This is a genomic window from Vibrio sp. 1288 (genome assembly GCF_033344475.1).
Genome location: NZ_JAWPOX010000028.1, coordinates 1 through 22,761, shown reverse-complemented (window position 1 = coordinate 22,761; position 22,761 = coordinate 1). Strand labels below are relative to the sequence as shown.

21 protein-coding genes are annotated in these 22,761 nt (G+C 43.4%); 15 read left to right on the top strand and 6 right to left on the bottom strand.

The features are described 5' to 3' along the window. Nucleotides 1-14: 14 nt before the first annotated feature. Nucleotides 15-722: a histidine utilization repressor gene (gene hutC, locus R8O11_RS18270; RefSeq protein ID WP_258478736.1), complete on the bottom strand. Its 708-nt coding sequence runs from the start codon at nt 720-722 to the stop codon at nt 15-17. Between the two features lie 248 nt (nt 723-970). On the opposite strand from hutC, the gene R8O11_RS18265 reads away from it, so the two are divergent. Then, nucleotides 971-1,714 carry a sporulation protein gene (locus tag R8O11_RS18265; RefSeq protein ID WP_258478734.1) on the top strand — a complete coding sequence of 248 codons (744 nt, stop codon included), beginning with the start codon at nt 971-973 and terminating at the stop codon, nt 1,712-1,714. A gap of 6 nt (nt 1,715-1,720) precedes the next feature. On the opposite strand, the gene R8O11_RS18260 is transcribed toward R8O11_RS18265, so the two are convergent. After that, the gene (locus tag R8O11_RS18260) at nt 1,721-2,698 is read right to left on the bottom strand and encodes a DUF3187 family protein (RefSeq protein ID WP_005377942.1); all 978 of its coding nucleotides are present in this window, start codon (nt 2,696-2,698) and stop codon (nt 1,721-1,723) included. Nucleotides 2,699-3,101: 403 nt separating this feature from the next. On the opposite strand from R8O11_RS18260, the gene thrS reads away from it, so the two are divergent. The 6 genes from thrS to R8O11_RS18230 all read left to right on the top strand — a co-directional run bounded on the left by thrS (nt 3,102) and on the right by R8O11_RS18230 (nt 7,977). Continuing rightward, nucleotides 3,102-5,030, top strand: a complete 1,929-nt coding sequence (gene thrS, locus R8O11_RS18255) for a threonine--tRNA ligase (protein WP_005395892.1) — start codon at nt 3,102-3,104, stop codon at nt 5,028-5,030. A gap of 3 nt (nt 5,031-5,033) precedes the next feature. Beyond that, entirely contained in the window at nt 5,034-5,585 is a 552-nt protein-coding gene (gene infC / locus R8O11_RS18250) for a translation initiation factor IF-3 (protein WP_080276913.1), read from the top strand. A 120-nt stretch (nt 5,586-5,705) separates the two neighbouring features. Then, nucleotides 5,706-5,900 carry a 50S ribosomal protein L35 gene (gene rpmI / locus R8O11_RS18245; RefSeq protein ID WP_005377932.1) on the top strand — a complete coding sequence of 65 codons (195 nt, stop codon included), beginning with the start codon at nt 5,706-5,708 and terminating at the stop codon, nt 5,898-5,900. Nucleotides 5,901-5,940: 40 nt separating this feature from the next. Beyond that, nucleotides 5,941-6,294, top strand: a complete 354-nt coding sequence (gene rplT / locus R8O11_RS18240; protein ID WP_004727974.1) for a 50S ribosomal protein L20 — start codon at nt 5,941-5,943, stop codon at nt 6,292-6,294. Between the two features lie 189 nt (nt 6,295-6,483). Continuing rightward, the gene (locus R8O11_RS18235) at nt 6,484-6,801 is read left to right on the top strand and encodes a heavy metal-binding domain-containing protein (RefSeq protein WP_005377919.1); all 318 of its coding nucleotides are present in this window, start codon (nt 6,484-6,486) and stop codon (nt 6,799-6,801) included. A gap of 366 nt (nt 6,802-7,167) precedes the next feature. Continuing rightward, on the top strand, nt 7,168-7,977 hold the full coding sequence (locus R8O11_RS18230; protein WP_005385480.1) for a helix-turn-helix domain-containing protein: 810 nt from the start codon (nt 7,168-7,170) through the stop codon (nt 7,975-7,977). Here R8O11_RS18230 and R8O11_RS18225 read toward each other — a convergent pair. Then, nucleotides 7,970-8,155, bottom strand: coding sequence for a hypothetical protein (locus R8O11_RS18225; RefSeq protein WP_318194332.1), 186 nt, complete (start codon nt 8,153-8,155; stop codon nt 7,970-7,972). The two genes, R8O11_RS18230 and R8O11_RS18225, sit on opposite strands and share 8 nt — an antisense overlap. A 270-nt stretch (nt 8,156-8,425) precedes the next feature. Here R8O11_RS18225 and R8O11_RS18220 point away from each other — a divergent pair, with 270 nt between their 5' ends. The 6 genes from R8O11_RS18220 (at nt 8,426) to pheT (ending at nt 17,438) form a co-directional block, all read left to right on the top strand. Next, nucleotides 8,426-9,214, top strand: coding sequence for a TetR/AcrR family transcriptional regulator (locus tag R8O11_RS18220; RefSeq protein ID WP_005377913.1), 789 nt, complete (start codon nt 8,426-8,428; stop codon nt 9,212-9,214). Nucleotides 9,215-9,464: 250 nt separating this feature from the next. Then, entirely contained in the window at nt 9,465-11,843 is a 2,379-nt protein-coding gene (locus R8O11_RS18215; protein ID WP_165401693.1) for an efflux RND transporter permease subunit, read from the top strand. A gap of 18 nt (nt 11,844-11,861) precedes the next feature. Beyond that, the gene (locus R8O11_RS18210) at nt 11,862-12,653 is read left to right on the top strand and encodes an outer membrane lipoprotein-sorting protein (RefSeq protein ID WP_318194331.1); all 792 of its coding nucleotides are present in this window, start codon (nt 11,862-11,864) and stop codon (nt 12,651-12,653) included. Between the two features lie 10 nt (nt 12,654-12,663). Continuing rightward, entirely contained in the window at nt 12,664-13,839 is a 1,176-nt protein-coding gene (locus tag R8O11_RS18205) for a hypothetical protein (RefSeq protein WP_054577913.1), read from the top strand. A 191-nt stretch (nt 13,840-14,030) separates the two neighbouring features. Next, complete coding sequence (gene pheS, locus R8O11_RS18200; RefSeq protein ID WP_005385470.1) at nt 14,031-15,014, top strand: phenylalanine--tRNA ligase subunit alpha; 984 nt, start codon at nt 14,031-14,033, stop codon at nt 15,012-15,014. An 18-nt stretch (nt 15,015-15,032) separates the two neighbouring features. Then, nucleotides 15,033-17,438, top strand: coding sequence for a phenylalanine--tRNA ligase subunit beta (pheT, locus tag R8O11_RS18195; RefSeq protein WP_318194330.1), 2,406 nt, complete (start codon nt 15,033-15,035; stop codon nt 17,436-17,438). Between the two features lie 214 nt (nt 17,439-17,652). On the opposite strand, the gene R8O11_RS18190 is transcribed toward pheT, so the two are convergent. Then, nucleotides 17,653-18,534 carry an AEC family transporter gene (locus R8O11_RS18190; protein WP_213886315.1) on the bottom strand — a complete coding sequence of 294 codons (882 nt, stop codon included), beginning with the start codon at nt 18,532-18,534 and terminating at the stop codon, nt 17,653-17,655. 534 nt (nt 18,535-19,068) lie between these two features. Between R8O11_RS18190 and ihfA the strand changes: the two genes are divergently transcribed. Then, nucleotides 19,069-19,365: an integration host factor subunit alpha gene (ihfA, locus tag R8O11_RS18185; protein ID WP_005377899.1), complete on the top strand. Its 297-nt coding sequence runs from the start codon at nt 19,069-19,071 to the stop codon at nt 19,363-19,365. A gap of 122 nt (nt 19,366-19,487) precedes the next feature. Here ihfA and R8O11_RS18180 read toward each other — a convergent pair whose 3' ends face one another. Next, the gene (locus R8O11_RS18180) at nt 19,488-20,267 is read right to left on the bottom strand and encodes a phosphoribosylglycinamide formyltransferase (protein ID WP_017821825.1); all 780 of its coding nucleotides are present in this window, start codon (nt 20,265-20,267) and stop codon (nt 19,488-19,490) included. Nucleotides 20,268-20,582: 315 nt separating this feature from the next. On the opposite strand from R8O11_RS18180, the gene R8O11_RS18175 reads away from it, so the two are divergent. Then, nucleotides 20,583-21,233, top strand: coding sequence for a thiopurine S-methyltransferase (locus tag R8O11_RS18175; protein ID WP_021707633.1), 651 nt, complete (start codon nt 20,583-20,585; stop codon nt 21,231-21,233). Between the two features lie 72 nt (nt 21,234-21,305). Here the strand turns inward: R8O11_RS18175 and purT are convergent, their stop codons facing one another. Then, nucleotides 21,306-22,481, bottom strand: a complete 1,176-nt coding sequence (gene purT / locus R8O11_RS18170; protein ID WP_033905149.1) for a formate-dependent phosphoribosylglycinamide formyltransferase — start codon at nt 22,479-22,481, stop codon at nt 21,306-21,308. Nucleotides 22,482-22,761 lie beyond the last annotated feature (280 nt).

The window sequence follows — 22,761 nt, the reverse complement described above, 5'->3', positions numbered from 1 at the left end:
GATAAATCTTGTCCTTAAATGAGCACTTTTGAGCTCAGCTTATATTTGTTACCAGGGTGATAAAGTAGGGCGGTACTGACTAACTTATCTTGGCTCCACGTTCTGCGATTCAAGAGAAGGCAAGGTTCATTGGCTTGCATTTTTAAGTCTTGCTTAATACGGCTTTCAGGCACAATTGCCTCTACAGTATGTTCTATCGCGCTGAGTGGGCAATTATCTGACAGGTATTGATTTGGAGTGATTTGTGTGAAGTCTTGATTTAAATAACTCGGGGCATATTGGCTATTCACCCAGCGGAGCTCCAATTGAATCGGCGTTTGGTCTTCATAGTGAATAATTTCACTGTAAAACACTGTCGTGCCTAGCATAACGCCGAGTTTTGTCGCAATGTTGTCATCTGCTTTTATGGCAACCTGTTTGAGCACTTTACTGCCATACTTTCGCCCTCTATCGCTGACTTCTTCGGCAATGTTTCGAATGTCTAGCAGGGGAGATTCTGACTTTTCACCAGGATCACACACGAACGTGCCTAAGCGTGGGCGACGTTGTAATCGGCCCTCATTTACTAAATCCCGAATTGCTTTGTTCACTGTCATTCTACTGACACCAAATTGCTCGGTAAGCTCAATCTCGGTGGCGATGCGATGACCAACTACCCACTCTCCAGCATCAATTTTATCCAGGATAAATTGTTTAATTTGAATGTAGAGTGGTGCAGACATAATGATCTCCCTTTATTTGACTATACAAATACTGCTTAATTTAGGTACAAATTGCAAACATTTCTCGACGAATGTACCGCTTAGTGACCGAGCAATCCTATTGCAGAGCTGAATGACTCTTGCTGCTGAGCATTATTTGGATTGATGATTGAATTCAAACATTTTCTTGTGGTCTATTGCTTGCACAGCAGAAAACAATTGTGTAAACAAACGATTATTAGAAGAAAAATCGCTAAAAAAGGAAAAGTATGTTTAAAAAATTGAAAGCATCACTGGGGATCGGCTCTGCAAAAGTAGATACCATTTTGGACGAAATGAGCGTGTTTCAAGGAGCGACGCTGAAAGGGCATGTTCATATCAAAGGCGGAGACGTCGAACAACAAATTGATGCTATTACGATTAAATTGAACACGGAAATGAAAGTCGAAGTGGATGATAGCGTAAGTTACCAAACCTTCACTATTGATCAATTGAAAGCAGTTGACCCTTTTGTGATTCGACCTAATGAAGAAAAGCAGGTTCCGTTTGAGCTAAAATTGCATGATGAAACGCCAATTACTGCGGTTAGCGCACTTAAGAATCAATGTCATGTTTGGGTCGAGACGACGTTAGATATTGATTTTGCGATTGACCCGCGTGACCGTGATTATATTGAAGTGAAACCACTACCAGTAGCATCTCGGGTTATTCAAGCGATCGAGCAAGCTGGCTTCACTATGGTTAAAGCCGATGTTGAAAAAGGCTTTTTGCGCGGTGGCTCGTTTGCCTCTCGCTCTGGTATTTATCAAGAGCTAGAGTTCCGTAACAACGGCTTTATCTCATCAAAAGAAATTGAGCTCTCTTTTATTCTGGAAGGGCAGGTCATGCATTGTTTGGCAGAGATTGACCGTTCGCTCAGCTTGGCTGGTGACCAATATCGCTCGTTTACGTTACCGATCGATGCAACCGATGCTCAAGTCGCTGCCGCAGTTGCACCAACGCTAAATCTATAGCTCTCATCAACTTGATGAAAATATGTACCGATATCCTATTGTGAAAGCGATATCGGTACTGTTATCCATGTTTCTTGCGTTCTCTACGGCTAAAAACTCAAGCGCTGAATTTTCCATTAGATATCGATAGCCTAATACCAGTTCATTAGAGGCATCAGCAAACTCTGTGGGCCCTTCTGTTGAGCCTTGATACCAATGATATTCCAACATCAGGTGATGGTTATCTTCTAAGGCATAACGGTACCCACCCGCAATGGCAATCGTATTATGTCGATAGGGCAGATCGAGCAAGGCACGGTCATCCGATCGAAAAGTCATGCCAATCATCGAATAAAATGCATGAGCATCACTTAAGTAGCTGTAGTTTAATTGGAAGCCTTGCTCGAAACTGCTACCTTGAAAAGTGCCGTGAGCCACATCGTTAAAATACAAACTGCCGCCAATCGATAGGCCGTGATGTTCATTTTGGAACACTTGATACTGTAAGTAAGTAGATAGGTTATTGGCCAGTGTTTGTCCTTCGAAATCATCTTCAAGCACATCATATTGCGGCATTGAAATGTAAAAACGATCTCTGTCTACTTTATCCCGCCCATTTTGTCCGATACCGAAAAGTTTATGGAAGCTTTTCGTCAGTCCATCTAAATGGTTGTCAGCGGCAAAGACCCATCGATAGTTGAGCTCCCACTGCCAACGGTTGCTGACTTGCCATTTGCTGCCTAATTCGATTTGATTGTGGTAATAATCCAGTGCGTATTCATCAGTATGAGCCCAAACACTTGCCACGGTTCCCGAACCATAGGCTTCGACAAAACCAGAGGGCAGACTGTGTCCTGAACGTAGTATGTTGGTGTGACTAACCACTTGCATTGGGGATTGTGCGTAAGAACGCAGCGGGCCATATAAGTCATTTGATGCGAAGGCTTGCAAAGAACATATCGAGGTGCTTAGAAGCACCATAAAGCGCGATTTGAAATAGACCATGATGAATACCTACATACAAACTACTCTATAAAACAACTATATACCTAAATCGCACGTTGAGCTCTCGCCCAGCGTGTTAGGCTTTGTATCGGTTCACACGTAATAGGGGATATTGTAATTTGTTGTGTAAGTTCATTGAGGGGCAATTCCATTCATCAGCTATGCGGTCTCTTAAAAAAGCATGATCAGATTGTCGTGACGGGTCTGCGGTTAAGTTCTTATGACAAAACAAAATCGCGCTTTGCATTCTAAATGTGAGCTAGGTACAATCCCATTTTCGATAACGGTCCGGTATTCGTGTTACCGAGAGGCCTTTATTGACTCTCAACTATTTTCAACAAATAGCTTCTAATTTGAATAACATGTGTTGCTTGGTGTGCAACACCACTGTAAAGGACATAGCATGCCTATTATTACTCTTCCTGACGGCAGTCAGCGTCAATTTGACAACCCAGTATCTACTATGGAAGTTGCGCAATCGATCGGTCCCGGTCTTGCAAAAGCAACTATCGCTGGTCGTGTAAACGGTAACCGCGTTGATGCGTGTGACCTAATTGAAGAAGACGCAAGCCTTGAAATCATCACTGTTAAAGATGAAGTAGACGGCCTAGAAATCGTTCGTCACTCTTGTGCTCACCTTCTTGGTCACGCTCTTAAGCAGCTTTACCCTCAAGCTAAAATGGCGATCGGTCCAACCATCGACAATGGCTTCTACTACGATATCGACTTAGACGAATCTCTAACGCAAGAAGATCTTGAAAAGATTGAAAAGCGTATGAAAGAGCTAGCGAAAACCAAGTACGAAGTGGTTAAGAAAAAAGTAAGCTGGCAGGAAGCGCGTGATACGTTTGAATCACGTGGCGAACCATACAAAGTGGAAATCCTAGACGAAAACGTATCGCGTGATGATCGTCCAGGCCTTTACCACCATGAAGAATACATCGACATGTGTCGTGGTCCTCACGTTCCTAACATGAGCTTCTGTCAACACTTCACTTTGCTGAATGTTGCAGGTGCTTACTGGCGTGGTAACAGCGACAACAAAATGCTTCAACGTATCTACGGTACGGCTTTCCACGACAAGAAAGCACTGAAAGCGCACCTAACTCGCCTAGAAGAAGCGGCGAAGCGTGATCACCGTAAGATTGGTAAGCAACTAGACCTATTCCACATGCAGCAAGAAGCACCGGGTATGGTGTTCTGGCATCACAATGGTTGGTCTATCTTCCGTGATCTAGAAGTATTCATCCGCGCTAAGCTAGATGAGTACGGTTACCAAGAAGTGAAAGGTCCACTTATGATGGACCGTGTTCTTTGGGAACGCTCTGGGCACTGGGACAAATACGCTGATGCAATGTTCACAACTTCTTCTGAGAACCGTGAATACGCGATTAAGCCAATGAACTGTCCAGGTCACGTACAGATCTTCAACCAAGGTCTAAAATCGTACCGCGACCTACCGCTACGTATGGCTGAGTTTGGCTCATGTCACCGTAACGAACCATCTGGTGCACTACACGGTATTATGCGTGTACGTGGCTTTACTCAGGATGACGCTCACATTTTCTGTACTGAGAGCCAAATTCAAGAAGAAGTAACAAACTGTATCAAGATGGTGTACGATACGTACCAAACATTTGGTTTCGACAACATCGTAGTGAAACTGTCTACTCGTCCAGAGAAACGTGTAGGTTCAGATGAAATCTGGGATCAATCTGAAGAAGCATTGAAGCAGTCTCTTGAATCGATGGATATCCCATACGAAATTCAAGAAGGCGAGGGTGCGTTCTACGGTCCTAAGATTGAATTCACACTATACGATTGTCTAGACCGTGCGTGGCAGTGTGGTACTGTCCAGCTAGACTTCAACCTACCAGGTCGCTTAGGTGCAACTTATGTAGGTGAAAACAATGAACGTCTTGTACCGGTAATGATTCACCGTGCGATTCTAGGTTCACTAGAGCGCTTCATCGGTATCCTTATCGAAGAATATGCTGGTTTCTTCCCAACTTGGTTGGCGCCAGAACAAGCAGTTCTTATGAACATTACTGATAAACAGTCAGGTTATGTTCAAGAAATAGTACAAAAACTACAAAAAAGTGGAATTAGAGCTAAAGCGGACTTGAGAAATGAGAAGATTGGCTTTAAAATCCGCGAACATACTTTGAAGCGTGTACCGTATATGCTTGTTGTTGGTGACCAAGAAATGGAAGCTGGCGAAATTGCAGTGCGTACTCGTAAAGGTAAAGATCTTGGTAAATTTAAAGTGGATGATTTTATTGCATACATCCAAGACGAGATCTCTAGCCGTAAGCTCAATCTGGAGGAATAAGCTATTAAAGGCGGAAGACGTGGCCAACAGCCGGTAAAACAAAACCCGCACCGTATCAACGGTGAAATTCGTGGTATTCGTGAAGTTCGACTAACAGGCGCTGACGGTGAATCAGTTGGTGTTGTATCGATTCAAGAAGCCATTGCAGCTGCTGAAGAAGCTGGTATGGATCTCGTTGAGATCAGTCCTAACGCCGAGCCACCTGTTTGTCGTGTGATGGACTATGGTAAGTTCCTCTTCGAGAAGAGCAAAACTGCTAAAGAGCAGAAGAAGAAGCAAAAGCAGGTCCAGATCAAGGAAGTAAAATTCCGTCCTGGAACTGATATTGGAGACTATCAGGTAAAACTACGCAACCTGACGCGTTTCCTTGAAGAAGGCAACAAAGTGAAAGTAACAATTCGCTTCCGTGGCCGAGAGATGGCACACCAAGACATCGGTGTTGACGTTCTAAATCGTCTTAAGGAAGATACTGCAGAAATTGCTGTAGTTGAATCTTTCCCTAAGAAGATTGAAGGTCGCCAGATGATCATGGTGCTAGCCCCTAAAAAGAAGTAATTAACGGCTCATCAAGTAATTAAAACCTAGCCGCTTTCCTTTATATAAAGGCATATGGCTGGGTTTTGTTCGCCCTAATTACGTTGTTTATTAAACCTACTCAATGCGGAGTTATTCATCATGCCTAAGATGAAAACCAACAAAGGTGCTGCTAAGCGTTTTAAGAAAACTGCTGGTGGTATTAAGTACAAGCACGCTACAAAACGTCACATCCTGACTAAGCGTACTACTAAGAACAAGCGTCAACTACGTCCGAATGCAATCCTTCCAAAATGTGAAGTGGCTGCAGTAATCCGTATGTTGCCATACGCTTAATTCTTTTTAGTTATCAATCGTTTAGTTTAGGAGAAGCATAATGCCTCGCGTAAAACGTGGTGTACAAGCTCGTGCACGTCATAAGAAAGTTCTAAAACAAGCTAAAGGTTACTACGGTGCGCGTTCACGCGTTTACCGCGTAGCTTTCCAAGCAGTTACTAAAGCTGGTCAATACGCTTACCGTGACCGTCGCGCTAAGAAACGTCAATTCCGTCAACTATGGATTGCACGTATCAATGCGGCATCTCGTCAAAATGGTCTATCTTACAGCCGTTTCATCAACGGTCTGAAGAAAGCATCTATCGAGATCGACCGTAAGATCCTTGCGGACATCGCAGTATTCGACAAAGCTGCATTTGCAGTTCTAGTTGAAAAAGCGAAAGCTGCTCTTTAATTAGCAGTTTAGGATTAAGAGAAGGAGAGCATTAGCTCTCCTTTTTTATTGCTAAAATTTATACCCAAATGACTTTTAGCTTGGCTATTTAGAGTATTGTTTATCAGTCTTCTCAATTTATTGGTTAGCATCTTATGTTAGTTATAAGGTAGCTTGGGTATAAATTTTTACGTTTATAAGGGATTAAAAATGATCTACACAACGACCGAAAGCATTCCTGGCAAGCAGATCTCTGAAATCAGAGGGGTTGTAACTGGTAATGTTGTTCAATCAAAGCATATTGGCCGTGACCTCATGGCGGGTATCAAGAGCATTGTTGGCGGCGAAATTCGTGGTTACACGGAAATGATGACCGACGCGCGTGATATTGCTATACAGCGCATGGTGGCGGACGCTGAGTCTAAAGGTGCCGATGCAATTGTAGGGATTCGATTTACCACAAGCTCAATCGTAGATGGTTCTTCGGAAATTTTGGCATTTGGTACTGCGGTGAAATTAGCGGACTAGTCTACTTGAATAGCATTGCAAAAATGCCAATAGAGAGCGGTGAATTATTATGCATTTACCGTTCTGTTCCTTTTAGGTTAATTATTCTAGATTTTTGTAGAGCGAATAGGTTTATATTCTCAAATTTACGTTACTATTAAAATTAATCACGACAATTTAGAGTGATTGCTTTATTTTTATTTTGCATATTATTTTATATCTATAATGAAATTGAATTCATATTGAATTTTTCATTTGTTGTGTGAATTCTCCTTTCAGTATATTAATTCATGTTTTTCTTATAAAAATATGAACTTATACCTTGCCAAGCGGTTCTAAATTGTTACAAATACTATACAGCTGTAACATTGCCAAAAGGAATTGTAGATGAGAGATCTGACTCCCGAATACTTGCTAGCCGCATTACGCCAAGCGATTAAAACAAAAGGGCTAACATATCGAGAGCTATCTGAGAAAATGGGTATGCCACTATCTACCTTTAAGAGACATCTTACAAGCACGAATCTCGCTTTAGATAAGTTGCTGGAATATTGTAGAGCGGTTGATTGCACGTTAGATGAACTACAAAAGCTCGCAAATCAATTGCAAGGTGAAGACGAGGATTACTTTAGTCGTACGCAGGATGAGGTATTCTTTCAATTCCCTCACCTTTACGACTTTTATCGTGAATTGAGAATGCTTCGAGGTAAAGACGGTTATTCTATTTTAAAGAAAAAGTATGACTTGTCTGAGCAGAGCATGTCTGATTACTTAAAAGCATTAGAGTTGTTGGATCTCGTTTACGTTGATGAAGATAAAAATATAACGCTGCACGGGCCTTTATATTATAGCTATGCAGAGAACTCCAAGCTCAACGACAAATATACCGAAATCATAAAAGAGCAGACGACTACCCACGATAAGTGTGTTCGCGTTGCTTTGGCGCGTATGAAAATTACTGAAGAACAGCTTTTGTTACTGGAAGATCAAGTTGCAAAGACCGTCATTGATTTTCATTCCAAAAATGTTGTAGCAGAGAACTTTAATGTCTCTGATTTTACTAATATTGTTCTACTTGCTGGGCCACATCAGCCAGTCACATTCTCTGACGGCATTATTGAGACAGAGGGGCGATTTATTGATGATATTCGTTATGCCATCGCAGCTGCAGGTGATAAGCCAAGCCTATCTATATAGATTTTGAGCCTTTTTTGAAGAGAGTTTCTGAAAGGGCGTTGCAAAAGAAAAAGCCTAAGACAGCAAATACTTTGTAAGTAGGGCATTCAGCGGTGTTTGCTCCTAATTCAGACTTAAAGTGTGTTGGGCTTATTTCGAATAATACCTGTTCAGCATCTACTTTCGTTATTTTTAACATGCTGATTTCCTTCGTTGTTCTTCCCAAAGCCTCTCTCGCTTCCTCTACAAAGAAACCATTCTCGTTGAACCAAGCATCCTGTAGCTACTTGGGTATGCATAATTGGTGGCTATTTATCTTCTAATTATAAATTCACACTTGAAATGTTTGTTTTTTGATCTATTATGACGAAGTGTCATTTATGACGGTTCGTCAACTTTAGTTGCGTTCCTGTATTAAAGAATCGTGTTACAATTATTGGGAGTGTGTTGGTATACGGATCAAAGGATTATGTTTAACTTTCGCTGTAAAAAATATAGCAAGCAAGACGGATGTCGTGTGTCTTCAGGGCTAACAAAAAAGCAACAGGCGATTGCTGATCGTGAGATAGAGCTTATTCAATTGGCTAAGTCTTTAGTTCAAGAGCAAGGCTTTGCCAACTTAACGATGGACAAGCTTACAGCGTCAAGCCCTTATTCTAAAGGGACGATCTACAATCATTTTTGCAGCAAAGAAGATGTGATTCTTGCGCTTTGTATTCATTCGCTGAAAAGCGAAGCAATATTTTTCGAACGTACCGCCAAATTTAATGGCAATACCAGAGAAAAAATCATTGCGATGCATGTAGGTTATCGTATTTACGCTCGTATGGAGCCAGTACTATCAACCTGTGCGATTGTTGCAAAGACGCCCTGGGTTCTAGAGAAGGCTTCACCTAAACGTGTGAATGAACTGAATAACTTGGAAGAACAAGTAATAGATGGTGCTGATGCGCTGGTGAACAATGCGGTAGAATGTGGTGATCTTAAGTTTTCTCCCGCAATTGGTTCTGATGCTATTGTATTCGCCAACTGGTCTATTGCCTTCGGTTCAAACGCTTTGGCGCAAAATGCATCGAACAGTCGATGTATTCAGCGAATTCAAGACCCATTCTCAGTGCTGCACAACGCGAATATGTTACTTGATGGTTTAGGTTGGTCGCCTTTATCTACAGAATGGGACTACCGTAAAACCTGGCGTCGAGTGGAGCAGGAGTTATTTAGTGAAGAGCTTGCTTATTTAGAGTCAGTGAATCGCTGATAAACAGGAAAGGCCAATCTGACGTTATGGTTGGCTTTTTTATCGCACCATTGTGACGAATCGTCATTAAATCTCGAAGGTTGGCGTTCAGCCAATGATCACGAGAAGCATAGGAAGTTACTAAAAACTAACTTATGTAGCCAAATTCATTCGATCTAAAGTTTGCATGTCGAGTTTGTCTGGTTATTTACAGCATTTGCTGTTTTTTTTAGTTTTTAAATTTGACGAAACGTCACAAAAGGAGAGTGTGATGCCACATCACAACGTTCAACAATACGCCCGTTCAGGGTGGGGTAAGCTACCAACGAATTACAGTGTATTGGTGATGCTTGCTACCGTTTTATTAATTGTCATAGCAACTATTGGAGGAAAAAATCTTTACTTTAGAGGAGATTACGACATCTTCTTTGATGGAACAAATGAGCAGTTACTTGCGTTTGATGAAATTCAAACCACCTTTGCAAAATCTGACAGTCTTGCTTTGGTTATAGCGCCAAAGAGCGGCACTGTTTTTACTCCTAGCACATTATCTCTTATTCAGCAGATCACTGACGAGGCGTGGCAAGTTCCATACTCGACCCGCGTTGATTCCCTCGCCAACTACCAGCATACCGAAGCGTTTGAAGATGATCTTCTTGTCGAAGATTTACTGTATAGCGAATATGAATTGACACCTCAACGAATAGAGAAAGTCAAAAGTATTGCGTTGAGTGAGCCGGTTTTGAAAAGTTCACTGATTTCTGAAAAAGGAGATGTCACGGTCGTAAACATTACGGTCCAACTCCCTGAAATAGATAAAACTGCTGAAGTACAAGAGGTGGTTGCTTACATAAACGGAATGATTGAACGTTATCAGCAAGTGTACCCAGACACGGAATTCCACAAGGCTGGTATTATTGCAATGAACTACGCGTTTATGACCGCAGCCCAAGATGATAGCGCAACATTAGTGCCTACTATGTTACTAGTGATATTGGTGTTTCTGACCATCATGTTGCGCTCATTGCTTAGCGTCATCGCGACGCTCATCGTTATTATCGGCTCGGTTATGGTGACAATGGGCTTGTCAGGATGGGCTGGTATGTTCTTAAGCACGGCGACCGTTAATGTGCCTACCTTGGTGATGACGCTTGCCGTCGCAGACTGTGTACACATTATCGCGACAATGCGTCAGTCTATGCAAAACGGCTTTAGTAAAGCCCACTCTATTGAGCGAAGTATTGCGCTCAATTTCATTCCTATCTTGATTACCTCCATTACCACCGCGATCGGCTTTTTAATGATGAATATGTCGGATTCTCCAATCCTGAGAGATTTCGGCAACCTATCAGCCCTTGGCGTCATGGTTGCTTGTTTCCTTTCCATCACGTTACTTCCCGCCTTGCTTAATATCCTTCCGGTTACGGTGAAGTCGGATACTTCTGATGAAAGAAAGCACTTTATGGATCATTTAGGAGATTTCGTGGTGTCAAAGCGACATGCTTTATTGCCGTTGTCGGTGCTTGTTATTGTCGCGAGTGCGAGCTTGATTCCACTGAACAAAGTCAATGATGAATCCGTCGAGTACTTTGGCCATAGCAATGAATTTCGCCGAGCGGCTGATTTTATGGAAGAGCGAATCAGTGGCATGGCGAACATCAGTATCGCGATAAAAACCAACGAATCGCAGGGTATTGCGGATCCTAATTTTCTCAATACCGTGGGTAAATTTACTGACTGGCTAAGGTTGCAGCCAGAAACGGACCATGTTGCGACCTTGAGCGATGTTTATAAGCGCCTAAACAAGAACATGCATGGAGATGATCAGGCTTATTACTCGCTCCCTCAAGACAGAGAATTAGCGGCTCAATATCTGCTGCTTTATGAAATGTCACTACCGTATGGTTTAGATTTGAACAACCAAATCAATGTAGATAAGTCGTCGATCAAGATGGTTCTCACCGTGGAGAACTTGGGCAGCGTCGAGCTTGTTGATTTGGAAAATCGCATTTACCAATGGTTTAACGAAAACGCGCCTCAATATGATGTTGTTGCGTCTAGTCCTTCACTGATGTTTGCGCATATTGGTGAAACGAATATGGCCAGCATGCTGTCAACCTTGCCCATTACTCTTGTCTTAATCTCTGCATTACTGATCTTTGCCTTGCGTTCGTTCAAGCTTGGCTTAATTAGTCTTGTCCCGAATATTGCTCCTGCGCTTATTGGTTTTGGTATTTGGGCGCTGGTTTCTGGCGAGATTAACTTGGGATTGTCTGTCGTTGTGACATTAACGCTTGGTGTTGTTGTCGATGACGCCGTTCACTTTCTTTCTAAATATCAACACGCTCGTAAAGATGGCCACAGTGCGGAGCAAGCGGTTCGCTACGCCTTTCGTACCGTGGGGCGCGCACTCTGGATTACGACGGTCGTGCTTGTTGCTGGTTTCTCTGTTCTGGCGATGTCGAGCTTCCGTTTAAATGCCGATATGGGACAGCTGAGTGCCATTGTCATCTTTATTGCCCTTGTTGTGGATTTCATCTTCCTACCGACTCTACTGATGTTGTTTGACAAAGGCGTTTACGACGAGGTGGAGCGCCGAAATAAGCTTAAATCAACTGACTCTCAAACCAAGACTGTTACTCAGTCATAACGAATTAAAGGATCGAACATGAATTTAGTAAAAAATGCCTTAAAAGTATCAGTACTTTCTGTCTCGCTTATTATGAGTCATGCGGTGTTGGCGGATGAAGCCAAAGGACTAGAAATTGCCCAAGAGCGCAAAGCCCGTGATGAAGGGTGGGAGGATTCTGTTGCTACGATGCAAATGATTCTGCGAAACGCGCAAGGAGAAAGCAGCACACGTTTAATGCGCTTACAATCACTCGAAGTTGATGGCGATGGTGACAAAGGGCTCACGATATTTGATGAACCGAGAGATGTAAAAGGCACGGCGTTTCTTAACCATTCTCATACGGTGGGTGCCGATGACCAATGGCTTTACCTTCCTGCACTGAAACGTGTGAAACGTATTTCCTCGCGTAACAAATCAGGTCCTTTTATGGGCAGTGAATTCGCGTATGAGGATCTCAGTTCCTTTGAGATTGAAAAATACCGTTTCAACTACCTAAAAGATGACAGCATAAACGGGCAAGATGTTTTCGTCGTAGAGCAAATTCCGACCGATAAGAACTCAGGTTATACCAAGCAAACGGTATGGTTAGATAAAGCGCATTATCGTCCACTTAAAGTTGAGTTTTACGACCGCAAAGGCTCTTTGTTAAAAACGCTTTCTTTTTCCGATTACAAGCAATATCTCAACCAATATTGGCGAGCGCACACTATGGCGATGACAAACCATCAAACAGGAAAAAGTACTGAGCTAACGACTAGCGAAATGCGTTTTAACACTGGATTACAAGACAATGACTTTCATAAGAATGTGTTGAAGCGAGTGAGATAGTGGAGGAAAAATGAAGCGATTAAATGCTGGGTTGTTGCTTAGTGCAGCAGCCTTTTTTTACTCGATGCCTCTGACTGCCGTCGAGCTTGCAGGACAAGTCAATATTGAGCATCGTCAGTTTTTTAAAACGGGCTCTCAGGGTCAGAGCAAAGCGCAAACGTCATTGGTTTTGCAGCCAGAATTTTACTGGGAGATGCAAAATGGTGATGCAAACTTTACTTTCACACCTTTCTATCGTCTGGATGGTCTAGACGATGAGCGAAGTCATGGTGACATACGAGAGGCACTTTATCTGACTTATTGGGATGATTATGAGCTTCGAGTTGGGATTAGTAAGGTCTTTTGGGGAGTGACTGAATCAGCCCATTTAGTTGATGTAGTAAACCAAACAGATACCATTGAAGCCGTCGATGGTGAAGATAAACTCGGTCAGCCGATGTTACATTTTACCTCTTTCAAAGACTGGGGCACCGTCCACGCAATGTTGTTACCTTACTTTAGGGAACGAACGTTTGCGGGTACAGATGGCCGCTTGCGAACCGACCCCGTTGTCTCTGATGATGCTATCTATGAATCAAGCAGAGAAGAGAAGCACGTAGATGTGGCTTTTCGATATTCGAAAATGCTTGGCGATTGGGACGTAGGCCTGAGCTATTTATATGGAACAAACCGGGATCCTTACTTTCGTTTTGAGTACGGAGAATTAAAGCCTTACTACGCTCTGATGAGTCATGTCGGTCTGGATGTGCAAGGAATCGTTGGCGATTGGTTATGGAAACTAGAAAGTGTTTATCGAGATAGCGCTGATAATCATGTCGGTCTTGTGACGGGTTTTGAGTATACCTTCGTCGGTGCATTTGACACGGTTTGGGATGTGGGAGTTATTGGTGAGTACCTCTATGACAGTCGTGGGAACAACGCACAAACTATCGGTCAAAATGATGTGTTTGCAGGTATTCGTTGGGCGCTCAATGATGAGGACGGAACGGAAGTATTGACGGGAATTACGAAGGATTTAGATAACGATGATGTTTACAATGCTAAGTTAGAAGCATCGAGCCGAATATCGAATCACGTTAAGTGGCAAATTGATGCTTGGTTGTTTAAAAATGAAACACCAAATGATTTGCTCTACTTCGCTAGAGATGACGATTTTATCGAGCTATCTATTCAATACTATTTCTAAAACAAAAGGGCACAACTAAACGGCAGATTAACTAAAGATGACATTTTTGACGTTTTTGTGCTCTTTTTATTCAATAACCTCTTCTTTTCGTAATTCAATTTGGCATTGGTGCCCGGTTTGGCTACTATGTACAGCTATCAAAAAACCAATCACTCCCTTATGGACACTACCTACAGGTAGATGAGGAAACGATGCAACATCTAGAAGAGATCATTGCTAGCGCGAGCACTGCAATTGAAGCTGCCGAATCGCTAGTCGCACTTGATGAAGTGCGTGTTCAGTATCTGGGTAAAAAAGGTGAGCTAACTGCTCAACTTCAAAGCCTAGGCAAACTACCACCAGAAGAACGCCGTGAAGCTGGTCAAGAGATCAACAAAGCGAAAGGCGTCGTTCAGCAAGCTATCGCAGCTCGTAAAGATGCACTACAACGTGCTGAGCTTGAAGCGAAACTAGCAGCAGAAACAATCGACGTAACACTACCAGGTCGTCGTATTGAAAACGGTGGTTTACACCCAGTAACTCGTACTGTAGAGCGTATTGAGAAGTTCTTTGGCGAACTTGGTTTTAACACCGAGGCTGGCCCAGAGATCGAAGATGCATTCCACAACTTCGATGCGCTAAACATCGCAGCTGATCACCCAGCGCGTACTGACCACGATACTTTCTTCTTCAACCCAGACTTGATGCTTCGTACTCATACGTCAGGCGTACAGATCCGTACGATGGAAAATGGTAAACCACCATTCCGTTTCATCGCACCAGGCCGTGTATACCGTAACGACTACGACCAAACGCACACGCCAATGTTCCACCAAGTGGAAGGCATGCTGGTTGATGAGAACGTAAACTTTGCTCAGCTGAAAGGCATCCTGCACGATTTCCTATGTAACTTCTTCGAAGAAGAAGTAGAAGTACGTTTCCGTCCATCTTACTTCCCATTCACTGAGCCTTCAGCTGAAGTAGACGTGAAAGGCAAAAACGGTAAATGGTTAGAAGTACTAGGCTGCGGTATGGTTCACCCGAACGTGCTACGTAGCGTAGGTATCGATCCTGAAAAATACTCTGGTTTCGCATTTGGTATGGGTGTTGAGCGTCTAACAATGCTTCGTTACGGCGTGAACGACCTACGTGCGTTCTTCGAGAACGATCTTCGTTTCCTAAAACAGTTCAAGTAATCCAGAGGGTTCATCAACATGAAATTCAGCGAATCATGGCTTCGTGAGTGGGTAAACCCTGCGGTTACTACTGACGAGCTAACTCACCAAATTACAATGGCCGGTCTAGAGGTAGACGACGTTCTACCTGTTGCAGGGTCTTTTACTGGCGTTAAAGTCGGTCACGTTGTTGAATGTGGTCAACACCCAGATGCAGACAAACTGCGCGTAACTAAAGTTGACGTGGGTGAAGAAGAGCTTCTAGACATTGTTTGTGGCGCACCTAACTGTCGCCAAGGTCTGAAAGTAGCAGTAGCAACAGTTGGTGCTGTTCTTCCAGGTGATTTCAAAATCAAAAAAGCGAAACTACGTGGCCAGCCATCTCACGGCATGCTTTGTTCATTCGCTGAACTAGGTATCGACGTTGAGTCAGACGGTATCATGGAACTAGCAGAAGACGCAGTAGTCGGTACTGATTTCCGTGAATTCCTAGGTCTAGACGACGTAACAGTAGACGTAGACTTAACAGCAAACCGCGCTGACTGTTTCAGCATTCGTGGTCTAGCTCGTGAAGTTGGCGTACTAAACCGTGCTGACGTGACTGAGCCATCAGTAGAAGCAGTTGCCCCTTCAATCGACGATAAAGTGTCTATCGAAGTGAAAGCTCCTGCTGCGTGTCCTCGTTACCTAGGTCGTGTTATTAAGAACGTAAACGTTCAAGCTGAAACACCACTATGGATGCAAGAGAAACTGCGTCGTTGTGGTATTCGCTCTATCGACCCTGTAGTAGACATCACTAACTACGTTCTTCTAGAGCAAGGCCAACCAATGCACGCATTCGATCTAGCGAAGATCGAAGGTGGCATCGTAGTTCGTATGGCTGAGCAAGGTGAGACGCTAACACTTCTTGACGGCAGCGAAGCAGAGCTAAACGCAGATACACTAGTTGTTGCTGATCACAACAAAGCACTTGCAATCGCAGGTATCTTTGGTGGTGAAGAGTCTGGTGTAACAACTGAGACTAAAGACGTTCTACTAGAGTGTGCATTCTTTGCACCTGACCACATCCGTGGTCGCGCACGCAGCTACGGTCTGCACACTGATTCTTCAATGCGTTTCGAGCGTGGTGTGGATTACGCACTACAAGTGAGCGCAATGGAGCGTGCCACTCAGCTTCTTGTTGAGATCTGTGGCGGTGAAGTAGCACCTGTTGTTGCAGTAGAGTCTGAAGCAGACCTACCTAAGCCAAACAAAGTTGCTCTACGTCGTACTAAGCTAGACAACCTGCTAGGTCACCACATTGCAGATAGCGACGTAGTAGAAATCCTAGAGCGTCTAGGTTTGACGGTTGAAGCTTCAGAAGAAGGTTGGATGGCAGTAGCGCCAACATGGCGTTTCGATATCGCTATCGAGCAAGACCTGATTGAAGAAGTTGGCCGTATCTACGGTTATGACAACATTCCTAACCAACACCCAGCAGCAGCACTTAAGATGCACAACCACGTTGAAGCGGATCTTCCACTGAAACGCGTTCGTGATCTTCTTGTTGACCGTGGTTACCACGAAGCAATTACATACAGCTTCGTTGAGCCTGAGCAACAAAAGCTAGTTGTACCTGGTGTTGAGCCTCTAGTGCTTCCAAACCCAATTTCTGCAGACATGTCGGCAATGCGTCTTGGTCTTATCCAAGGTCTGCTGAACACAGTTGTTCACAACCAGAAGCGTCAACAGCCACGCGTTCGTCTATTCGAATATGGCTTACGTTTCATCCCATGTGAATCTGCAGAAAACGGCATGCGTCAAGAGCCTATGCTTGCAGGTGTTATTGCTGGTACTCGTGGTGAAGAGCACTGGGATATCGAAACCAACACTGTTGATTTCTTCGACCTTAAGGGCGATCTAGAAGCGATTCTAGAGCTATCTGCGAACGAAAAAGCGTACTCTTTCGCTGCACTGTCACCTGAAAGCAAAAAAGCTAACCCAGCACTTCACCCAGGTCAATCTGCGGCAATCATCGTAGACGGCAAAGAAGTGGGCGTGATCGGTACCGTTCACCCTGAGCTTGAGCGTAAGTTCGGTCTAAACGGTCGTACTATCGTATTCGAAATCGAATGGTCTGCAATCAACAGCAAAGTGATCCCAGAAGCGGTAGCGCTTTCTAAGTTCCCTTCAAACCGTCGTGATATCGCGGTAGTAGTGGATGAAGCTGTTGCATCTGGTGACATCGTTAACGCTTGTCTAGAGCAAGGTGGCGAGTTCCTTAAAGATGCAAAACTGTTCGACGTTTACGTAGGTAAAGGCGTTGAAGAAGGTAAGAAGAGCCTAGCAATCGCTCTGACTCTACAGTCACTTGAGCGTACGCTTGAAGATGCAGATATCGCTGGTGCGGTTGACGCTATCGTTGCTCACGTTTCTGAGAAGTTTGGTGCGTCTCTACGTGACTAATCTCGCGTAACGTATCTTCTTAAGAAATGAAAACCCTGCCAGTTTGGCAGGGTTTTTTTATTTTTAGGATTACCTTATCGTTGTTCAAGTTCCTTACTGCTCGCACCACCCCTCATTATTTTAAAATACTAGACCAAACTAGGGATGGCCCTTACCCGAGATTAGGAACGTATTGTTTTTCAGCTAATACACGCTAACGATAGCTTATTGGCGGTTAGGCAGCGAGTGAGAGGGTATAGCTAAGCAGAAGAGGCAGCGTAAGAATGCTGAAAAAGTTGCCAAATAGTACCATTGACGCCACCTTCATGGGTTCTATATTCAGTCTTTCCGCAAATAGGTAATTCATGACGGCTGGCGGCAGCATTGTGAAGAGCACCATCATTTGCAATTGCATCGTTGGAAGGGGAATTAACCAATAAATAAGTGCAAAAGCGACAGCACCAGTTGCCAGTGACTGCACGGTACACAACACACCAATCTTTAAACCGTCCAACCTTAAATGACACATTTGTGCCCCCAGAGATAAAAGCATCACGGGTACGGCCGCTTGCCCAAGTAGAGCAGTGGCTTCGTATAAAGGCGCCCATGCACCCACATTTGACACGTTGAGAAACAGAGCCAGAGACGCTGCTAAAAAGATTGGCATCTTGACTATTTGCTTAAAAGGGTTGCCATGACTAAGCAGCATTACGCCTAAGCTGATATGCAAGCATGCTGACACGACAAACAAAAGCACTGCTGACGACAGCGCAATTTCTCCAAACGTATAGGTAAACAAAGGAATAGCTAGATTTCCGCTATTGCGAAACATATGTGGTGGCGCCCAGGTTTTAAACGAGAGTGACGTCCATCGACATACCGGGAGCATGAGTAGTGCGGGAATTAAAACCGCGACAATTGCCGCCAAAAGAAGCGGCCCCTGATTTGAATCGAGCGGCATGCTAACGAGTGACGAAAATACCAGTGCTGGCGTGAATACCTCAATATTAATGCGGTTTATTGGGCGAAAGTCAGGCTTGATGTAACGACCGACCAAATAGCCAACTCCGACAAGAGCAAAAACAGGGAAAAGAATATTTATGATTTGATTAATCATGGTCGCCTAGAAGCAGTGTAAGAAGCTAATGAGGAAATACACGAACTTCCACATTATCAATCTTTATATATGGCGTCATCGTTAAACAGCGAGAAGCGTGGGTTTAATCAAGCTTTCTAAGCACAGTTACAAAGTACAGGTGGTCATACCTTTTAATCTAATTGTTACGTATCGAGTTACATACAAATCACTGAATTTACGACAAGTTCTATGTCAAGTGTCTGTTAAATAACCAATATCTGATATTTTTATTAAATAGTGTTTAATGTTGATATTTAAACTACTTTTAGTTTTATAATCTGGATGTTTTTCCTGATAAAGATGAAACAAAAACAAAAATATCAAATTCCTGGCGTTTAACAATAATTTACGTAGTGCTATTCCTTTTGTTCGCCAAGAAAAAAGTTGGCGAAAATCATAAGCTTGTCATACACTTCCTGATGTAACCCCGATATGTTGTTGAATTGGTAGGGTAAAACTGCTCTGGCGCTACACTAACGTAGCATTGTTTAACATAGCTTTGAGGAAAGTTTTATGGCGCTCACAAAAGCCGAACTGGCAGAAAACCTGTTTGATAAATTAGGATTTAGTAAGCGGGACGCCAAGGAAACGGTGGAAGTGTTCTTTGAAGAGATTCGTAAGGCACTGGAAAGTGGCGAACAGGTAAAACTGTCAGGTTTTGGTAACTTTGATCTTCGTGACAAGAATGAACGACCTGGTCGTAACCCGAAAACTGGTGAAGATATTCCAATTACTGCTCGACGTGTAGTGACTTTTCGCCCGGGTCAGAAGTTAAAAGCTCGTGTAGAAAACCTGAAGAAAGTACAGTAAGCCGAATAAATGGATCACGCTAAGGCGTGGTCTTTTTTTTGCGTAAAATTCGTGTGCATACAAATGAAAACCACCGCAATGCGGTGGTTTTTCTGTTTATGAGAGACGCCTAATGATATCGGTTACGCCGCTTCTAGATGCGTTGTTAAGTATGGTTGCCATGCTTGTTGGTACAAGTTCTTAGACTGTGTACGCATGTTGCGAATAGAGGCAAGCTCTATTTCGCTTAGCTCACGTTTTTCCAACATCGCTTGACGTTCTAGTTTCTGGATTTTTTCGTATAGGTCGTGTTCGGGACCGCTTTTTACATCTGCGATTGCTTTCAAGTGCAGTTGAACTTCGGCTACTAGGTTTGTTTTTGGTAAACGAACGAGCAAGTTCAAGTCTCTATATCCTGAAGGGCCAGGTTTTTTGAATCGATTTTTTACTTTCACAATCGTTGTTTCACGCTCTAACGTTTCATAAATGGAGACTAAGCTGGCCACGTCTTCAGCTACAATCGTTGCACGTGCTAGGTCAGTAATACGTTCAACTTTCCCACCTAATTCTAAAGCTATCTTTTCTTCTGCTCGTTGTTTGGATTTTACACCTGCGAAGTATGGCTGAGCGTCATTAAGAAGTGCGGTACTTTTACAGATAGTTTCAAGTTCAAATTGTGCTTGGTGTGCTTTGCTGTAAAGAATGTCGAAGTCAGAATATGGCTGAGTTGGCGTGGTGTCGATTGACTGAATGCCGTATAAACCGCTAAGGCTGTGTTTAAAAAGTTTCGAACAAACTTCGTTTTGGCTGGTTGAACGATTTTGTTCGCCACTAGGTGCAGGGGTAATTGGAAGTGCGGCAAATGCCGGTGCACGGCTAAGTACCAAAAGCATCAATGCTGTAGTACGAAGAAATAAGCTCATTCACTCTCCTTAACTTGCTTGTACTTAGAAAATAGGGAACATAAAAGTCGCTAAGTTCGGCAAATCAGGTACTAACTTATAAATGGGGCCATTACGAAAGATTCCAAGGTTTCAGTTTTATCTTGAAGTAGAATCGTGCGTTAGATCACCATTTCTCTTTTCTTTATTCTGATTATCAGATAAAGGCGCGTCTCCTATGAGACCGATTACATCCTATCACCGCAGTATTAACCAAAGATGAACGGCATAGACAAATTGAAAAAAAACGTTAGTCTTACCTCTCAAAATGAAAACAGCCGACAAGTAGAAAGTAAAATGAGAGACCAAGAATTTTGGCATAACAAATGGGCCAGCAATCAAATCGGATTTCACTTGGAAGATGTAAACCCGCTATTACCAGTATATTGGAAACACACTAATCCAAAGCGTGAAGATAAAGTGTTAGTTCCTTTATGTGGAAAGTCAGAAGACTTGATTTGGCTAGCGATGAAGCATGATTCGGTTGAAGGTGTTGAGCTAAGCCATATTGCTGTGCGTGCCTTTTTTGCTGAACATTTTTACACGCCAACGGTAACGCCTCTTAATGGCATGCACGAGCTTTATCAATTTGATGAGCTCTCTATTTATACTGGGGACTTTTTCACTGCACCAGTATCTCAAGCCGATATCATTTATGATCGCGCCGCGTTGGTTGCTTTACCGCAAGATATGCGAGAGGAGTATGTAGAGCGTCTCAAGCAACTTTTGAACCCAGGCGGTCGTATTTTGCTTGTTACACTCAACTATCCTCAAGAAGAGATGGCGGGGCCTCCATTTAGCGTGCCGGTCGAAGAGATTGAGCAGTTATTTTCAGGTTACAAAGTTACTTGTTTGAACGTAGATGAAGCTGACGAGAATCATCCTAAAATTGCGAAAAAAGGCTTAAGTCGCTTCTCTGAAGAAGTGTACTTAATCGAGAGTGAATAGGCTCTCTTCGGTTTGGAACACGAAATAGCGCAGCAATTTGAGCTGCGCTATTTTTGTATGAGTGGTTCGTATTTAATAAATGATATTCACTTTTGAAGCACTTTCAACAGCATCTTGAACGGCTTCTTCGGTGGTTTTTCGTCGCGTAAGGACAACACCTAAACGGCGGCGACCATCGATTTCTGGCTTACCGAATAGACGAACTTGTGTTTGAGGTTGAGCTAAAGCTTTGCTTAGGTTTTCAAAGCGAATGTTTGTGGAAGTCCCTTGTCCAAGAATAACAGCAGACGCAGATGGGCCATATTGTACAATATTATTAATTGGCATTCCGGTAAACGCGCGCACGTGGAGAGCAAACTCAGACATTTCCTGCGAAATCATTGTAACCATACCCGTATCGTGAGGGCGAGGAGAGACCTCATTGAAAATGACTTTATCGCCTTTGACAAACAGCTCTACACCAAAGATGCCGTAGCCACCGAGCGCGTTTACCACTTTCTCAGCCGTGTATTCAGCTGCTTTTACTGCGTTTTCTGACATAGTTTGCGGTTGCCATGATTCGCGGTAGTCGCCATCTTCCTGACGATGACCAATTGGAGCACAGAAATGCACACCGTCAACGGCTCTGATGGTCAATAAAGTGATTTCGTAATCGAAGTCGATAAAACCTTCCACGATAACGCGACCTGCACCCGTACGCCCGCCTTCCTGAGCGTAATCCCATGCTTGTGTAACGTCGTCTTCGGTCTTGATAACACTTTGCCCTTTACCTGAAGAGCTCATCACAGGCTTCACCACGCACGGAATACCCACATGCTCAACCGCGGCTTTGAAGTCTTCAAAGTTATCTGCAAAACGATAAGGTGAAGTCGTCAATTCCAGTTCTTCTGCTGCCAAACGTCGGATACCTTCACGATTCATTGTTAGCCTGGTTGCCTTAGCGGTTGGAACAACATTCAGTCCTTTTTCTTCAAGCTCTACCAGTTTGCCGGTTGCGATGGCTTCAATTTCTGGTACGACGTAAGTAGGTTGTTCCTTCGTAATAACTTCTTCTAAGGCGTTCCCATCTAACATGTCGATAACATAACTACGGTGAGCGACTTGCATCGCTGGAGCATTGGCATAGCGATCACAAGCAATCACTTCTAAACCAAGTCTCTGGCATTCAATGGCGACTTCTTTACCGAGTTCGCCAGAGCCTAAAAGTAATACACGGGTAGCATTTGCGCTAGTTGCAGTGCCAAACATAGTGTTCCCTTACAAAATAGAGTGATGAGACAGAAATTGCAGGAGATCATACTGAAGTTTTATGACAAAGCAAACGTTTGCTTTTGGTTTTTAGGTAATAAAAAAGCTCTACATGTTGTAGAGCTTTTTGTTGAATTTGTGTGCCGTCCTAAATAAGGTTGACACTTTCCACCCCCAAAATTGGAGAGTGTTATGAAATCAAAAACTAAAAGAACTCAGCGCGATTACTCCCTCGCTTTTAAACTCACTGTAGTTGATGAGGTTGAAAAAGGAAGCCTCA

What these genes read in the sequence shown, in the direction of transcription:
- R8O11_RS18220 (WP_005377913.1), top strand. Translation starts at nt 8,426, where the DNA reads ATGTTTAACTTTCGCTGTAAAAAATATAGCAAGCAAGACGGATGTCGT.
- hutC (WP_258478736.1), bottom strand. Translation starts at nt 722, where the DNA reads ATGTCTGCACCACTCTACATTCAAATTAAACAATTTATCCTGGATAAA.
- rplT (WP_004727974.1), top strand. Translation starts at nt 5,941, where the DNA reads ATGCCTCGCGTAAAACGTGGTGTACAAGCTCGTGCACGTCATAAGAAA.
- purT (WP_033905149.1), bottom strand. Translation starts at nt 22,481, where the DNA reads ATGTTTGGCACTGCAACTAGCGCAAATGCTACCCGTGTATTACTTTTA.
- R8O11_RS18180 (WP_017821825.1), bottom strand. Translation starts at nt 20,267, where the DNA reads ATGAGCTTATTTCTTCGTACTACAGCATTGATGCTTTTGGTACTTAGC.
- pheT (WP_318194330.1), top strand. Translation starts at nt 15,033, where the DNA reads ATGAAATTCAGCGAATCATGGCTTCGTGAGTGGGTAAACCCTGCGGTT.
- R8O11_RS18215 (WP_165401693.1), top strand. Translation starts at nt 9,465, where the DNA reads ATGCCACATCACAACGTTCAACAATACGCCCGTTCAGGGTGGGGTAAG.
- pheS (WP_005385470.1), top strand. Translation starts at nt 14,031, where the DNA reads ATGCAACATCTAGAAGAGATCATTGCTAGCGCGAGCACTGCAATTGAA.
- R8O11_RS18230 (WP_005385480.1), top strand. Translation starts at nt 7,168, where the DNA reads ATGAGAGATCTGACTCCCGAATACTTGCTAGCCGCATTACGCCAAGCG.
- R8O11_RS18265 (WP_258478734.1), top strand. Translation starts at nt 971, where the DNA reads ATGTTTAAAAAATTGAAAGCATCACTGGGGATCGGCTCTGCAAAAGTA.
- R8O11_RS18175 (WP_021707633.1), top strand. Translation starts at nt 20,583, where the DNA reads ATGAGAGACCAAGAATTTTGGCATAACAAATGGGCCAGCAATCAAATC.
- ihfA (WP_005377899.1), top strand. Translation starts at nt 19,069, where the DNA reads ATGGCGCTCACAAAAGCCGAACTGGCAGAAAACCTGTTTGATAAATTA.
- R8O11_RS18205 (WP_054577913.1), top strand. Translation starts at nt 12,664, where the DNA reads ATGAAGCGATTAAATGCTGGGTTGTTGCTTAGTGCAGCAGCCTTTTTT.
- R8O11_RS18235 (WP_005377919.1), top strand. Translation starts at nt 6,484, where the DNA reads ATGATCTACACAACGACCGAAAGCATTCCTGGCAAGCAGATCTCTGAA.
- R8O11_RS18225 (WP_318194332.1), bottom strand. Translation starts at nt 8,155, where the DNA reads ATGTTAAAAATAACGAAAGTAGATGCTGAACAGGTATTATTCGAAATA.
- rpmI (WP_005377932.1), top strand. Translation starts at nt 5,706, where the DNA reads ATGCCTAAGATGAAAACCAACAAAGGTGCTGCTAAGCGTTTTAAGAAA.
- R8O11_RS18190 (WP_213886315.1), bottom strand. Translation starts at nt 18,534, where the DNA reads ATGATTAATCAAATCATAAATATTCTTTTCCCTGTTTTTGCTCTTGTC.
- R8O11_RS18210 (WP_318194331.1), top strand. Translation starts at nt 11,862, where the DNA reads ATGAATTTAGTAAAAAATGCCTTAAAAGTATCAGTACTTTCTGTCTCG.
- thrS (WP_005395892.1), top strand. Translation starts at nt 3,102, where the DNA reads ATGCCTATTATTACTCTTCCTGACGGCAGTCAGCGTCAATTTGACAAC.
- R8O11_RS18260 (WP_005377942.1), bottom strand. Translation starts at nt 2,698, where the DNA reads ATGGTCTATTTCAAATCGCGCTTTATGGTGCTTCTAAGCACCTCGATA.